This window comes from Luteimonas sp. Soil_N_1 (assembly GCF_057656255.1).
Genome location: NZ_JBDGKS010000001.1, coordinates 686,272 through 701,466 on the forward strand (window position 1 = coordinate 686,272; position 15,195 = coordinate 701,466).

Annotated in this window: 8 protein-coding genes; 6 read left to right on the forward strand and 2 right to left on the reverse strand. The window is 69.0% G+C overall.

Going from position 1 to position 15,195, the window contains the following annotated elements; all coding sequences use genetic code 11:
* Positions 1-27: 27 nt before the first annotated feature.
* Both AC3A4E_RS03145 and AC3A4E_RS03150 read right to left on the reverse strand, forming a co-directional pair.
* Entirely contained in the window at positions 28-2,673 is a 2,646-nt protein-coding gene (locus AC3A4E_RS03145; protein ID WP_487630114.1) for a hybrid sensor histidine kinase/response regulator, read from the reverse strand.
* 46 nt (positions 2,674-2,719) lie between these two features.
* A complete protein-coding gene (locus AC3A4E_RS03150) occupies positions 2,720-3,889 on the reverse strand; it encodes an OprO/OprP family phosphate-selective porin (RefSeq protein WP_487630115.1) in 1,170 nt (389 codons plus the stop codon).
* Positions 3,890-4,133: 244 nt separating this feature from the next.
* On the opposite strand from AC3A4E_RS03150, the gene AC3A4E_RS03155 reads away from it, so the two are divergent.
* The 6 genes from AC3A4E_RS03155 (at position 4,134) to AC3A4E_RS03180 (ending at position 15,194) form a co-directional block, all read left to right on the forward strand.
* Entirely contained in the window at positions 4,134-5,483 is a 1,350-nt protein-coding gene (locus AC3A4E_RS03155) for a dicarboxylate/amino acid:cation symporter (RefSeq protein ID WP_487630116.1), read from the forward strand.
* A gap of 34 nt (positions 5,484-5,517) precedes the next feature.
* Positions 5,518-8,634: a TonB-dependent receptor plug domain-containing protein gene (locus AC3A4E_RS03160; protein ID WP_487630117.1), complete on the forward strand. Its 3,117-nt coding sequence runs from the start codon at positions 5,518-5,520 to the stop codon at positions 8,632-8,634.
* Positions 8,635-8,641: 7 nt separating this feature from the next.
* Positions 8,642-9,946, forward strand: coding sequence for a hypothetical protein (locus AC3A4E_RS03165; protein ID WP_487630118.1), 1,305 nt, complete (start codon positions 8,642-8,644; stop codon positions 9,944-9,946).
* A gap of 280 nt (positions 9,947-10,226) precedes the next feature.
* Positions 10,227-11,252 (forward strand): alpha/beta hydrolase, encoded by a 1,026-nt coding sequence (locus AC3A4E_RS03170; RefSeq protein WP_487630119.1) that lies wholly within the window; start codon positions 10,227-10,229, stop codon positions 11,250-11,252.
* A 37-nt stretch (positions 11,253-11,289) separates the two neighbouring features.
* Positions 11,290-12,768, forward strand: coding sequence for an OprO/OprP family phosphate-selective porin (locus AC3A4E_RS03175; protein WP_487630120.1), 1,479 nt, complete (start codon positions 11,290-11,292; stop codon positions 12,766-12,768).
* A gap of 140 nt (positions 12,769-12,908) precedes the next feature.
* On the forward strand, positions 12,909-15,194 hold the full coding sequence (locus AC3A4E_RS03180; protein ID WP_487630121.1) for an NADP-dependent malic enzyme: 2,286 nt from the start codon (positions 12,909-12,911) through the stop codon (positions 15,192-15,194).
* The last annotated feature ends 1 nt before the right edge of the window (position 15,195 follow it).

Genomic DNA, 15,195 nt, shown 5'->3' on the forward strand with positions numbered 1-15,195 from the left:
GCAACGCCTGGTCCGCGACTGCCGGGCTCAGCGTCCCCGCAGCCGCATCTGCATCATCAACGCGCGCAATGCGGGCGGCCGGACCGGTTTGGACAGGAAGCCATGGCCGGCGTCGCGGGCCTGCGTGCGCAACGCGGGATCTGCTTCGGCGGTCGTGAGGATCACCAGCGGCACCGCGCCCCAGCGGTCGCACAGCGTGTCCAGCAGGGTGGGGCCGTGGTGTTCGTCCATGCGCACGTCGAGCAGGACGATGTCGGGGACTTCGCCGTTCACCGCGGCGGCCAGCGCCGCATGCGGGCCGTCGGCCAGCAGCACGTCGCAGTCCCAGCGCTCCAGAAGCAAACGCATGGCGGCGCAGACCTGGGCATCCTCGTCGACGACCCACAGGCGACAGCCGCGTAGCGGGGCATCGTCCTCGGCCATCGTGACCGGTGCCGGCGGCGGGAGTGCGGATCCGGTCTGCGGCTCGGCCTGCGGCACCGACACCCGGAAGACGCTGCCGGTGCCCGGGCGTGAGCGCAGGTCGACGCGATGGCCGAGCAGACGGGCGATGCGGTCGACGATCGCCAGTCCCAGTCCGGCACCGCGGTCGCCGGCATTGCCGTCGTCGAGGCGGCGGAATTCCTCGAAGATCTCGCGTTGCCGGTTCGGTGGAATCCCCGGGCCGGTGTCGTGCACCTCGATCCACAGGCGGTCCCCGTCGCGACGCACGCCGAGCACGATGCGGCCGCGCGCGGTGTAGCGCACCGCGTTCGACAGGAAGTTCTGCACCAGCCGGCGCAGCAGGTTGGCATCGCTGCGCACCCACGACTGCGTCGGCACGTGGTCGAAGCGCAGACCGCGTGCCTGCGCCAGCACACCGGTTTCGCGCGCGAGGCCGGCGAGCAGCGGGCCCAGCGGCACATCCCGCACGTCGGTGCGCAGCGTGCCGGTCTCCAGCCGTGAGATGTCGAGCAGGCTGGCGAGGATGCCGTCCTGCGCGGCCAGCGCGCCGTCGATGCTGTCGGCGATGCGACGGGTCTCGTCGTCGCGCAGGCGGGACCGCAGGCCGGCGGCGAACATGCGCGCGGCGTTCAGCGGCTGCAGCAGGTCGTGCACCGCAGCAGCCGCGAAACGTCCCTTGTAGCGGTTGGCGGCCTCGGCCTCGGCGCGGGCCTGTTCGAGATCGGCGGTGCGCTCGGCGATGCGGCGTTCCAGCGAGTCGGCGAGCGTGCGCAGTTCGCGTGCGGTGGTCTTGTAGGTGGTGATGTCGGCGTAGCTGGTGACGAAGCCGCCGTCGGGCAGCGGGTTGCCGCGGATCTCCAGCACCGTGCCGTCGTACTTCTCGCTCTCGCGCATGTGCGGCTTGCCACTGCGCAGATGTCCCAGGCGGCGTTCGATCGCGTCTTCCACCGGGCCCGGGCCGAGCAGGCCGCGGCGCGCGTTGTAGCGGAACACTTCTTCGATCGGCGTGCCCACACGCACCAGCTCGGGCGGGAAGCGGAACAGTTCGATGTAGCGTGCGTTCCACGCGACGATGCACAGTGCCGCGTCGATGATCACCACGCCCTGCGGCAGGTGGGCCAGACGCCTGCTCAGGCCGGTGTCGGCTTCCTGCGCGGCCGCCACCAGGCCGTCGTGCGCGCTGCGCAGTTCCTCGGCGTGATGGCGCACCAGGGTTTCGAGTTCGTCGCGGCTGCGACGGCGCAGCGCGCCCAGACGGACGCGCTGCTGCAGGAACAGCGCCAGGAACACCAGCGCCGTCCACGACACGCCCGCGATCGTCGCCCATCCACGCGCGGCGGCCACGACCGGCGTCGCGTCGTGCAGCAGATGCAGGGTCCAGTCGGTGTCGGCCACGCGCGTGCGCTGCCACAGCCATTGGCCGGGCAGCGGCGGCGCGTCGACACGCACCAGCGCACCGCCGGTACCGCTCGCACGCAGGCGTTCGCCGGAATAGCCGCGCAGGCGCTGGCCCTCGTACTGGCGGGTCGCGGACAGTTCCTGGCGCGCCTCCGCGTCCAGCGGCGTCAGCATGCGGTAGCGCCAGGCAGGTCGGCTGGCGAGGAACACCACGTCGTGCGCATCGCTGGCCAGCACCAGGTCGCCGTCATGCGGCCAGGTGCGTTCGATGGCCGCCAGTTCGATCTTGATCACGATCACGCCGAGCGGCCGCCCGGCATCGTCGCGCAGTGCTTCGGAGAGGAAGTAGCCCGGCACGCCGGTGGTCACGCCGATACCGTAGAAGCGTCCGCGTCCGTCGCGGAACGCCTGCTGCACATAAGGCCGGAACGCGTAGTCCTCGCCGACGTTGCTGCCGGCCACCCGCCAGTTGCTCGCAGCGACCGCCACCCCCTGCGCATCGATCAGTGTCAGCGTCGAGGCGCGCGCAGTACGGTTGGCCTCTTCGAGCCGGCGGTTGAGGCGCGCCCGCGTGTCGGGATCGACCGGCCCGGCCAGGCTCGCGCGCAGTTCGGGATCGAGCGCGAGCAACTGCGGCAACGCGCGGTAGCGCTCGATCCGCTGGTCGAGCGTCTGTGCGAGCAGGTCGAGCTGCTGGGCCGCCTGTGCCGACTGCGTCGCCAGTGCGCGCCGTCCGCCCTCGTAATGCCCGACCCATGCGACCAGCACCAGTCCGCCGCCGGCAAGCAGCAGGGTCAGCAGCAGGCGGCGGAAACGCGGAGCGGGACGCATTGAGGTCAGTGTAGGGGGCGACCGGGCGCGCCGCTCCGCGCCGGACTCAGAAGTGCACCTGGGCGCGTACTTCCACGGCTTCCGGTCGCGAGGTCTCGCCATTTCGGGTCGCGTTGGCGCGGACGTAGTTGGCCTGCAGCTTCACGTACGGGGTGATGTACCAGTTCGCGCCGAAGGTCCAGTCGTGCTGGCGACCGCCATCGATCGGACCGTCGTCAAGGTCGAGCGTGCTGTAGCGCGCGGCCAGTTCGACCGCACCGTAGCCGTTTGCCGGCTTCGGGTTGGAGACGTTGCCGGCCGAGTAGGGACGGCTCTCGCCGGTCAGCATCCAGCTTGCGGAGACGTAGCCGCCGTCGGCGCGGTAGTCCGGCAGGCCGTCGTCGCGGGCGATGTCGGCGCGCAGCAGTTCGGACTGCAGCGAGACCGGGCCCTGGATCCAGATACCTTCCAGACCCGTGCGCCGGATGTGGCCCACCGGGGCGAGGCTGCCCGAGTCGACCAGACGGACCGCGCTCAGGCCCGTGGCCGGACGCGCCTGCAGACGCGCGGTCGGGTCGAAGTCCACGCCGCGGCCGTCGGTCCAGCCCTGCGGGTTCTCCCGCGACGCGGCGATGCCCAGGTGCAGGACATCGCCCGCGGCCTTGCGCGGCGTCCACGCGGCACGCGCGGCATAGGTCTGGCCGGGGTTGTCGCCCTGCAGGTCGGTGCCGCCGTAGCCGCCGAGCTGGAACAGCGCCTGCTCGCGTTCGAGGGTCCATTCCACGCCGGTGCGGCGGCCCTGGTAGATCGCCTGGATCGGCGCCGCCAGTTCCATGAACGTGCCGGCGCGCGAGCTGGTCACGCCTTCCAGGCCGACCGGCACCTTCATGTGGCCGAAGCGGAACTGGCCGAAGTCGCGGCCGAAGAACGCCTTGCTTTCGAAGCGCACGAACACGTCGTACCAGGTCTGCGTCTCGAACTCGTAGTACACCATCGCGTCCCAGACGCCGTCCTTCTTCATCGTCGCGCCGAACTCGCGACGGCGCATGCCGCTCTCGTTGTCGAGCTGCGGCGTGCCGCTGAAATGGGCGTTGTCCCAGGCGAAATTGCCGGTCGCACTGAGGGTGACGTCATTGCCGAACGTGATCTTCGGCGGCCAGGCCTGGGCTTCGGCGGCGACGGCGGGCACGGCGGTGCAGGCGCACAGCGCCACGAGCGGGAACAGGAAAAGACGCATGGAATCCTTGGGGGAGAGCGGCGGCGTGTCGCGGGGGCGACCCGTCGCGGTGGGGGGAGGGTCGCACGCGCGCGCGACCGCCGGGATTCTAGTCCAGGCCCGTCATGCAGGCGTGTGGACTAGTCCGAAAGCACTAGTCGCGGACGGGTAACACCAATGCGCTATCGGCAGCGCTCCGCCGCACGCGTACAACGCATCACCTGGCATTCATTTCCCTGCAATGCCGCTTCCGGGACTGTTTCCCATGCACGCGATTCCGCCTGCCGTTGCACCTGCGCCGCGCCTGCCCCTGTACCGCCAGCTCTACGTCCAGGTCCTGATCGCGATCGTGCTCGGCGCGATGCTCGGGCATTTCGAGCCGGCGTTCGCCGAACAACTCAAGCCACTCGGCGATGCCTTCATCAAGCTGGTGAAGATGATCATCGCCCCGGTGATCTTTCTGACCATCGTCACCGGCATCGCCGGCATGACCCACCTGCGCACGGTGGGCCGGGTGTTCGCCAAGGCGATGACCTATTTCCTGTTCTTCTCCACGCTTGCGCTGGTGATCGGCATGGTGGTCGCGCACATCGTGCAGCCGGGTGTCGGCATGAACATCGATCCGGCCTCGCTCGATACCGCAGCCGTCGAAGGCTATGTGCAGAAGTCGCACGAGATGTCGATGACCGGCTTCCTGCTCGACATCATTCCCGGCACGCTGGTCGGTGCGTTCGTCGACGGCAACATCCTGCAGGTGCTCTTCATCGCGGTGCTGTTCGGCATCTCGCTGGCGCTGGTCGGCGAGAAGGGCAAGCCGGTCCTGACGTTCCTCGAAACGCTGACCGTGCCGGTGTTCAAGCTGGTGCACATCCTGATGAAGGCCGCGCCGATCGGTGCGTTCGGCGCGATCGCGTTCACCATCGGCAAGTACGGCCTGTCGTCGCTGGCGAACCTGGCGTGGCTGGTCGGCACGTTCTACGTCAGCGCAGCGCTTTTCGTACTCGTGATCCTGGGTGCGGTGTCGCGCGCCTGCGGCTTCTCGATCTTCAAGCTGATCCGCTATCTGAAGGCCGAACTGCTGCTGGTGCTGGGCACCTCGTCGTCGGAATCCGCGCTGCCGTCGCTGATGGAGAAGATGGAGAAGGCCGGCTGCCAGAAGTCGGTCGTCGGCCTGGTCGTGCCGACCGGCTACTCGTTCAACCTCGACGGCACCAATCTCTACATGACGCTGGCCGCGCTGTTCATCGCCCAGGCCACCAACACCGAACTCACGCTGTGGCAGCAGGTCACGTTGCTGCTGGTCGCGATGCTCAGCTCCAAGGGCGCGGCCGGCGTGACCGGCGCCGGCTTCATCACGCTGGCCGCGACGCTGTCGGTGGTGCCGACGGTGCCGGTCGCGGGCATGGCGCTGATCCTCGGCATCGACCGCTTCATGAGCGAATGCCGCTCGATCACCAACTTCATCGGCAATGCCGTGGCGACCGTCGTCGTCTCGCGCTGGGAAAACGCGCTGGATCGCGACGCACTCGCGGCCGCGCTGGACGGCACGCCATTGCCGGTCGTCGTGGCGCCGGTGGCCGAACCGGTGCCGCCGCCGAAGCTCGCACTGGACTGAAATTCCGATCAATTTCCTGGGGAGGGAAGAGAGAATGACCAACACCACACGTGTCGTGCGCAGGGGCGCGACCTTGACCGTGGCCGTTCTGGCCGCAGCGATCCAGACCTGTCTCGCGCAGGCGACGCCGGCGCCGGTGGGCGCGGCCACCGACAGGTCCGGAGCGGTCGCCACGACGCCCGCGACGACACCGGCGCAGGCGCAGGACGATGCCACCACGCTCGACAGGGTGGTGGTGGTCGGCTCCAACATCCGTGGCGCGCCGACCACCGACGCACTGCCGGTCGTGGTGTTCGACGCCGATCAGATCGATGCCTCCGGTGCCACGTCCGGTGACGAGCTGATGCGCAGCATTCCGCAGATGGGCGACGTGCTGTTCGATGCCTCCAACAGTGCGCAGACCAGCAACGCGGCGCGCGGCGACGTCAATTCGGTCAACCTGCGCTCGCTCGGCGTCGGCAACACGCTGGTGCTGCTCAACGGTCGCCGCCTGGTGCAGCACCCGACCAGCCAGGGCACGTCGGACACCGGCACCGTGCCGGTGCAGAGCTTCAACTCCAATGCGATTCCGGTCTCCGGGCTGGACCGCCTGGAAGTGCTGCTCGACGGCGCCGCCGCGATCTACGGCGCCGACGCGGTCGCCGGTGTCGTCAACACGGTGCTGCAGCGCGACTTCGAAGGCCTGACCGTCAGCACGCGCTACGGCGGCGCCGAAGGCACGGGCATGCGCGAGTTCGAGACCAGCCTGTTCGCGGGCAAGAACTACGACCGCGGCAACGTGTCGCTGTTCCTGAACTACGTGGACCGGTCTGAACTGCGCGCGCAGGACCAGGATTACACCGCAACGGACGATCTGCGTCCGCTGTTCGCCGACTATCCGGATTTCGCCGGCCTGCCCGCACTCGACGGCCGCTCGTCGCACACGCCGTGGGCGCGGCTCAACGTCGGTCCGCGCGCGGTGATCCGCTCCAACGGCGTTGCCGTCACCAACGCCGCCGGCGCCTTCCGCATCCAGCCATCGAGCTTCGGTTGCGGCGTGTCGGTCGGCGAGGACCTGTGCCTGGCCAGCGGCAACCACAACTTCAACACCACCAATCGCGAGATGCGCTACGACACGCGTCAGGGCACCACCGTGCGGCCCTCGGTCGAGCGTCTGAACGCCTATCTGACAGGCCACTACGAGATCACGCCGGGCATCGAGGCCTTCGGCGAGTTCGGTCTGTACCGCGCGGTCAGCGAAGCCACGCAGCCGCCGGTGGTCAACCTCAATTCCATCTGGATTCCGGCAAGCAACTACTGGAACCCGTTCGGTCCGGTCACGTTCGCCGACGGCACCGCCAACCCCAACCGGCTGCCCGGCCTGACCGGCGTGTCCGCGAACGGCCTGCCGGTGCAGATGACCAACTACCGCTACGTCGACACCGGCTTCCAGCGCGTGCGCGTGGAGAACTACCAGACCCGGTTCCTGGCCGGCCTGCGGGGCGACTGGAACGGTTTCGACTGGGAGACCGCGCTGCTCTATTCCGAAGCGCAGGCCGAGGACCGCTCGCCGAACGTCAACATGACCGCCCTGCAGCAGCAGCTGGCCCTGTCGACGCCGGACGCCTACAACCCCTTCAGCGGCGGCTGTGTGGACACGCCGACCTTCGGCGACTGCTCGCCCAGTTCGCAGGCGGCGGTCGGCGGCATCGTGTTCGATCTGGTCCGCAAGTCGCGTACGACATTGACGATGGCCGACTTCAAGCTGAGCCGCGCCGACCTGTTCGCGCTGCCCGCGGGCGACGTCGGCGTCGCGTTCGGGCTCGAGGCGCGCCGCGAGACCCAGCACGACGATCGCGATGCGAACCTCGACGGGACCTTTACGTTCACCGACCTCGTCACCGGCGAAACCAGCATCAGCAACGCCGCCGCGGTGAGTCCGAATCCCGACACGCGCGGGTCGCGCAACGTCGGCTCGGCGTTCGTCGAGTTCGCGGTGCCGCTGGTGTCGCCGGAGATGGGCGTGCCGCTGATGCGCAGTCTCAACATGCAGCTGGCCGGACGCTACGAGCGGTATTCGGACTTCGGTTCGGTCGCCAAGCCCAAGGTCGCGCTGGCCTGGGATGTCGTCGACGGCGTGCGTCTGCGTGGTTCCTACTCGGAGGGCTTCCGCGCCCCCAACCTCGAGCAGACCAACGCGACCGAATACGCGCGTCTGGCCAGCGGCATGGACCACATCCGCTGCGAGGCCGATCTGCGCGCGGGTCGCATCGCGTCCTTCAGTGCCTGTGGCCAGAACACGGCCGGCGTGTCGCTGCTGGTGGCCGGCAACCCGGATCTCGAACCGGAGGAAAGCACCAACACCTCGTTCGGCCTGGTCCTGCAGCCGACGTTCGTGCCCGCGCACCTGGGCCAGTTCACCTTCACCATCGACCGCTGGCGGATCCAGCAGGAGCAGATCGTCGGCCTGCTCGGCGCGCAGACCGCGTTGACGGTCGACTATCTCGACCGCCTGCAGGGCGGCACCAATCCGCTGGTGAACCGCGCCGCCCCGACCGAAGAGGACATCGAGTTCTTCGAGGGCACCGGCCTCGCGCCGGTGGGTCGCGTGACCTCGATCAACGACCGCTTCATCAACCTGCAGCCGCAGACCGCCGGTGGTCTCGACGTGGCGATGAACTGGTCGCTGCGCCGTACGCGCTTCGGCAGCTTCAACGTCAACATCAATGCGACCAAGCTGATGGAGTTCACCCGTGACCCGGGCGACATCGTCAACGCGCTGTATGCCGCACGCGACGCCGGCACGATCGACGCGCTGACGCCGCTGCCCGATCCGAGCCAGCTGATCGGCCAGAACGGCCGTCCGGAATGGCGCGCGAGCGCATCGCTGACCTGGAACAAGGGGCCGTGGCGCGCCGGTTATTCGGCGCAGTACATGAGTTCGTTCGAACAGCCGCAGCTGCTGGGCCTGTCCGGCGCGCCGTGGGTGGTCGACGACCGCCTGGTGTCCAATGCCTATGGCCAGTACCGGTTCGCCGACAGCACCGCGGTCCGCATCGGGGTGCGCGACCTGACCGACGAAGGTCCCTCGCTGGCCGATGGCGGCTACCGCGGGTCGCTGCACAACCCGTGGGGGCGCTACTGGTACGTCAACATCAGCCGGTCGTTCTGAGGTGGCGATGACTCTTCACGATACGAGCCGCGCCCTGCGCCGCCATCTCCTCGCAGGCGTGACCACGCTGATCGCCGCCCCGGCACTGTGGGCGGCAAACGATGCGGTGACGTTCGAGGCCACGGACTGTCCGGCATCGGTGGCGGAAATCGCGCACTGCCATGCCGCGCGTGACGCCAACGGCGCCTGGCTGCTGGCCGCGATTCCGCACGCGGTGAACGACCGGCTGATCGTCCACGCCCATGGCGGACCGCGGCTGTCCGCGCCGCAGGACGGCGACTCGGCCGAGGACCTGGACCGCTATGCGGCGATGGTCGAGGCCGGCTACGCATGGATCGGCTCGACCTACCGCCGCGGCGGCTATGGCGTGCGCAGCGCGGCCGAGGATGTCGACGCCAGCCGGCGCGCGTTCTGGGCCCGCTGGGGCCGGCCCCAGCGCACGGTGCTGCACGGGCAGTCCTGGGGCGGCAACGTGGCGGCCAAGCTGGCCGAACTCGGCGCGCTCGATGTCGAGGGCCGTCCGTACTACGACGCGGTGCTGACCACCAACGGCCTGCTGTTCGGCGGCACCCGGGCCTACGGTTTCCGGGCCGACCTGCGCGCGGTCTACCAGGCCGTCTGCGGCAACCACCCGGCTGCCGGCGAGCCGCAGTATCCGCTGTGGCAGGGGCTGCCGGCCGGGGCCGGGATGTCCCGCGAGGACCTGCAGGGGCGGGTGGACGCCTGCACCGGCATCGCGGCAGATCCTGCCGACCGGACGCCCGACCAGGCGGCGCGCCTGGCCGACATCCTGGCGGTGACGGGCATCGCGGAGGCCCGGCTGGTCAGCCACCTGTCCTGGGCCACCTTTCTTTTCCAGGATCTCGTGCATCTGCGCCTGCAGGGCGGCAATCCGTTCGGCAACATGGACACCGTCTACCGCGGTTCGCGCGACGACGAGGCGCTCAACGCCCGGGTACAGCGTTTCGCGGCCGACCCGGCGGCGGTGGCGCAGCTGGCCTACGACGCCGACCTGTCGGGCCTGATCGTGCTGCCGACGCTGGCCGTGCATGCGGCCTACGACCAGGTGGTGTCGGTCGATGCGCTCGATGCCTACCGCGACATCGTCGACGGTGCCGGCCGTGGCCACCTGCTGGTGCCGGTGGCGACCGACGAGCACGACCACAGCCGGCTGCGTGCGGCCACGTACCGGTCGGCGCTGCGCGCGTTGGAGACCTGGCTCGACACCGGCACCGCGCCCGACGCGGCCGGCCTGCAGTCGACCTGCCTCACGCTGGCAGCGCCCGGGGACTGCGGCTTCCGGGCGCCCTGAGGCCCCGGAACGTCACGGGCGTGTCCTGCACCCAGCGCGACGCGCACGCTGCCCGCGTGCCGTCGCGCGATGCGGGTTTACGGCGCGCGTAGTACCAATGCGCTATCGGTGATCGGGCGCGCGCACGGTAAAACGTGACACGGTTCGCGGGCACCTCTGCTGCGTGGGCCCGTTCTCCGCCGGTTCGCTCGAACCCCGGGGACATCGCGCCGGTCCGCTGTACATGCAATCCCTTCAGCGGCCCGGCACAGAACGAAAGCGCCGTGCGGGAGGGCACGAAATGAAATCGACAACACGATACGCCGGCATTCTGCTGGCCCTGCTGGCTGCCTGTCTGGCACTGCCCGCATCCGCCCAGACCGGCAGCGTGCAGATGCTGGACCTGTGGCCCGAAGGTCATCTGCCCCGCGTGGTGCAGGGCCCCGAACAGGTCGGCAACGAAGGCAGTGCGATGGGCGCGGTCACCCGCGTCTCGCAGCCGCGCATGGAAATCCACCGTCCGGCGAATCCGAACGGCACCGCGGTCCTGATTCTCGGCGGCGGCGGTTACTTCCGTATCCAGATCGGCACCGCCGCGCGTCCGATGGCGCAGTGGCTGGCGTCGATCGGTGTGACCAGCGTGGTGCTGTACTACCGCATGCCCGTCGACGGCTGGCCGGCATCCGCACCGTTCGCCGACGGCCAGCGCGCGATGCGCCTGCTGCGTGCGAATGCCAGCGAGCTGGGCATCGACCCGACCAAGATCGGCGTCATGGGCTCGTCGGCCGGCGCCAATCTGGGCGGCATCCTCGCCACGCGCTTCGACCACGACTTCTATCCGGCACTCGATGCCAGCGACCGCCTGCCGTCGCGTCCGGATTTCCTGGCGATGCTGTACCCGGTGGTCACGCTGAAGCCGCCGTACGACACCACGCGCAGCCGTCGCGAGCTCGCCACGCAGCCCGACGCGGTCGAGGCCTATTCGGTCGAAAGCCACGTGCGCAGCGACATGCCGCCGGTGTTCCTGGCGCACGCCGCCGATGACCGCATCGCCGACGTCAACCACAGCCTGCTGATGTTCCAGGCCGCGCGCGCGCAGAACGTGCCGGTGGAGATGCACATCTTCGACCGTGGCGGCCACAGCTGGGGCCTCGGCCGGCCCGGCACGCAGGTCGCGCAGTGGCCGCGCCTGTTCACCACGTGGGCCCGTGCGAACGGCTTCATGGCCGCACCGCCGGTCAGCCTGCAGCCCCTGACGGGCCAGACCGCGACGCTGCCGCCGCCGGTCGAAGACGACGACGCCGATTTCGAAGAAGACGGCGACTGAGCCGTCCACGCACTGCATTTCCGGGAGAGAACACAGAATGAATCGCAAGCACACCCGCGCGCTGGCCGCCGGCGCCCTGCTGGGCCTGGCCGCGCTGCCCGCCCTCGCTGCCGACACCGCCACCGAAACCGAACTGCGTGAACTGATCCGCCTGCAGGCCGAACAGATCCGCCAGCAATCCGCACAGCTGCAGGCGCTCAACCAGCGCCTCGATGCGATGGGCGCGCCGGCCGTCGCTGCAGGCCCCGACGCCGCCCCGGTCGATGGCGTGCAGGCGCAGATCGACGCCGCCGTCGCCGACACCCGCCAGGACGACATGGCCATCCTCCAGGCCCAGGTCGCGCAGCTCGCTGCCGGCGGCGGTGGGGGCGGTGGTGGCAACGTCAGCTGGCGCCGCGGTGGTCCCGAGTTCCGCAGCAGCGACCGCAGCTTCACCTTCAATCCGCGCGGCCGCGTGCTGGTGGACTTCTCGTCCACGCACGGCTCCAACTTCGATGCCCGCAACATCACCGGCACCAACCTGCGCCAGGCGCGTCTGGGCGCGCAGGGCAACATCGGTGCGCTGGGCTACAAGATCGACGCCGAGCTTTCGGGCAATGCGGTCAGCCTGTCGGACGCCTACCTGCGCTGGAACACCCAGCTGGGCAGCATTCCGACCGAGTTCTACGTCGGCAACAAGCTCAAGGACCGTGCGATCGACTCGAGCACCACGCTGACCCGCACGCCGTTCATGGAACGCAACGCGGTCGCCAGCGTCGGCATGCCCGCCAGCGGCTACTTCGGCCTCGGCGTGCAGATGAAGATGATCGGCCAGAACTGGCACACCACGTTCGGCGTCTCCGGCGACGACGCGGGCAACACCGGTACCGAGACCGACTCGCTGACCTATTCGTTCCGCGGCCACGTGAATCCGATCAAGCGTCCGGCAGGCTTCCTGCATGTGGGCGGCTGGTACGTACACGAGGACTACGGCATCGACACCAACCGCATCAACCGTACGCCGCGTGTGGCCTCGCGCTTCAACGACAACGTCCGTGTGTCGGCCAGCGCGATCAACGACGTCACCGGCGAGAAGGCCTGGGGCGCGGAACTGGGCGGTACCTGGCGCAACTTCTGGGCCTTCGCCGAGACCAGCGAGACCACGCTGCGCTCGACCTCGGTCGGCGATGTCGACCAGAAGGCCCACTCGGCCTACGCCGGCTGGCTGATCACCGGCGAGCGTCCCGGTTTCAGCGCCCGCTCGGGCGTCTGGGGCACCACCCGCGTCGCGCGCCCGGTCACCGATGGCGGCATCGGCGCTTGGGAGCTGGCGACCCGCTACGACAAGTACGACTTCACCGACGCCGCGCGCGGTGGCCAGTCCGATTCATGGACGCTGGGCGTGAACTGGTACCTCAACAACTGGTCGCGCGTGATGTTCAACTACGTGCGCTGGAACACCGACAACCAGGTCGGCGCCTACGCGGGTCAGGATGCGGGCAACACCTTCAACATCCGGACCCAGGTGGTGTTCTGACCGGACGGCCCGGCCGGGCGCTCCGGCCGGGCCGTCACCCCGGCGCCTGAAGCGGACCACACGCCCCCGTCCAGGGGTTTGCGCGGGGCGGGGTTAGAATCCTGTCCCGCGTCATTTTTTCCAGAGCAGATCCCCCGACGATGTCCAACGACGAATTCCGCCAGGCCGCCCTCGACTATCACCGCGCGTCGCCGCCCGGCAAGATCACGGTCAGCGCGACCAAGCCGATGCTGACGCAGCGCGATCTCGCCCTGGCGTATTCGCCGGGTGTCGCCTACGCCTGCGAGGAGATCGTCAAGGATCCCAACGCCGCAAGCGAGCTCACCGCGCGCGGCAATCTGGTCGCAGTGATCTCCAACGGCACCGCGGTGCTGGGCCTGGGCAACATCGGCGCGCTGGCCGGCAAGCCGGTCATGGAAGGCAAGGGCGTGCTGTTCAAGAAGTTCGCCGGCATCGACGTGTTCGACATCGAGGTCGACGAGACCGATCCCGACAAGCTGGTCGAAATCATCGCCAGCCTCGAACCGACCTTCGGCGGCATCAACCTCGAAGACATCAAGGCGCCGGAGTGCTTCATCGTCGAGCGCAAGCTGCGCGAGCGGATGAAGATCCCGGTGTTCCACGACGACCAGCACGGCACCGCGATCATCGTCGGCGCGGCGATCGTCAACGCGCTCGAGATCGCCGGCAAGCGCATCGAGGACGTCAAGTTCGCCACCACCGGCGCGGGCGCCGCGGGTATCGCGTGCCTGGACATGCTGGTCGCACTGGGCCTCAAGCCCGAGAACATCCTCGCTTTCGACCGCGACGGCGTGATCCACACCGGCCGCGACAATCTCGACCCGGACAAGGCGCGCTACGCGCGCGACACCGACAAGCGCACGCTGGCCGAGATCCTCGAAGGCGCGGACGTGTTTCTCGGCCTGTCGGCCGGCGGCATCCTGAAGCCGGAAATGGTCGAGGCGATGGCCCCGAATCCGGTGATCCTCGCGCTGGCCAATCCGTATCCGGAAATCATGCCGGAAGATGCCAAGCGCGTGCGCCCGGACGCGATCATCGCGACCGGCCGCAGCGACTATCCCAACCAGGTCAACAACGCGGTCTGTTTCCCGTACATCTTCCGCGGCGCGCTCGACGTCGGCGCGACCGGCATCAACGAAGCGATGAAGCTCGCCTGCGTCCACGCGATCGCGCAGCTGGCGAAGGAAGAAGCCAGCGATCTGGGCAGCGCCTACGGCGAGGAGATCCCGAGCTTCGGCCGCGAATACATCATCCCGCGCCCGTTCGACCCGCGCCTGCTGACCATCGTCGCCCCGGCCGTCGCCGAAGCCGCGATGGCGTCGGGCATCGCGTTGCGTCCGATGGAGGACATGCGCGCCTATCGCGAGAAGCTCGGCCAGTTCATCCACCGCACCGGCCTCGTGATGAAGCCCGTCTATGACCGTGCGCGCGGTGACCGCCAGCGCATCGTCTACGCCGAAGGCGAAGAGGAAGTGGTGCTGCGCGCGGTGCAGACCGTGGTCGACGAAGGTCTGGCGACGCCGATCCTGATCGGCCGCCCCGACGTCATCGACATGCGCATCAAGCGTCTGGGCCTGCGTCTGGTCGCCGGTCGCGATTTCGAACTGACCAACATCAACGACGATCCCCGCTTCAACGAGTACTGGCAGCACTACCACGCGCTGACCTCGCGTCGTGGCGTGACGCCGGATTCGGCGAAGAACCTGCTGCGTTCGCGCCCGACGCTGATCGCCGCGATCATGGTCGACCGCGGCGAAGCCGACGCGATGATCACCGGCATCGTCGGCCGCTTCCACAAGAAGCTCGGCTACGTGCGCAGCGTGCTGGGCCTCGACCCGGGCCTGCAGAGCACCTCGGCGATGACCGGTGTGGTCAACGACCAGGGCCTGTGGTTCTTCGTCGACACCCACGTGCAGCCCGACCCGACCGCCGAGCAGATCGCCGAGAGCACCATCCAGGCCGCGTACCGCCTGAAGCTGTTCGGCATCGAGCCGAAGATCGCGCTGCTGTCGCACTCCAACTTCGGCAGCCACGACGACCCGAGCGCCCGCAAGATGCGCGAAGTCCGCGAGATCCTCGTGCGCCGCGCGCCGAAGCTGGAGTTCGACGGCGAGATGATGGGCGACACCGCATGGGACGAAACCCTGCGCCGCCGCATGCTCCCCGACACCACGCTGAGCGGCCGTGCGAACCTGTTCGTGTTCCCGAACATCGACGCCGCCAACATCACCTACAACATGATCCGCGTGATGACCGGTGGTGCCGCGCTCGGCCCGATCCTGATGGGCGTCAACAAGCCCGCGCACATCCTCACCCCGTCCGCCACCCCGCGCCGCGTCATCAACATGACCGCGATCGCCTCGGTGGATGCGCAGATCCGCAAGGCGCAGCTGGCCGACAGCTGAT

Bases quoted from the DNA above. Each gene is read 5' to 3' on its own strand.
- AC3A4E_RS03150 (WP_487630115.1), bottom strand. From the start codon at position 3,889: ATGCGTCTTTTCCTGTTCCCGCTCGTGGCGCTGTGCGCCTGCACCGCC.
- AC3A4E_RS03180 (WP_487630121.1), top strand. From the start codon at position 12,909: ATGTCCAACGACGAATTCCGCCAGGCCGCCCTCGACTATCACCGCGCG.
- AC3A4E_RS03145 (WP_487630114.1), bottom strand. From the start codon at position 2,673: ATGCGTCCCGCTCCGCGTTTCCGCCGCCTGCTGCTGACCCTGCTGCTT.
- AC3A4E_RS03175 (WP_487630120.1), top strand. From the start codon at position 11,290: ATGAATCGCAAGCACACCCGCGCGCTGGCCGCCGGCGCCCTGCTGGGC.
- AC3A4E_RS03155 (WP_487630116.1), top strand. From the start codon at position 4,134: ATGCACGCGATTCCGCCTGCCGTTGCACCTGCGCCGCGCCTGCCCCTG.
- AC3A4E_RS03170 (WP_487630119.1), top strand. From the start codon at position 10,227: ATGAAATCGACAACACGATACGCCGGCATTCTGCTGGCCCTGCTGGCT.
- AC3A4E_RS03165 (WP_487630118.1), top strand. From the start codon at position 8,642: ATGACTCTTCACGATACGAGCCGCGCCCTGCGCCGCCATCTCCTCGCA.
- AC3A4E_RS03160 (WP_487630117.1), top strand. From the start codon at position 5,518: ATGACCAACACCACACGTGTCGTGCGCAGGGGCGCGACCTTGACCGTG.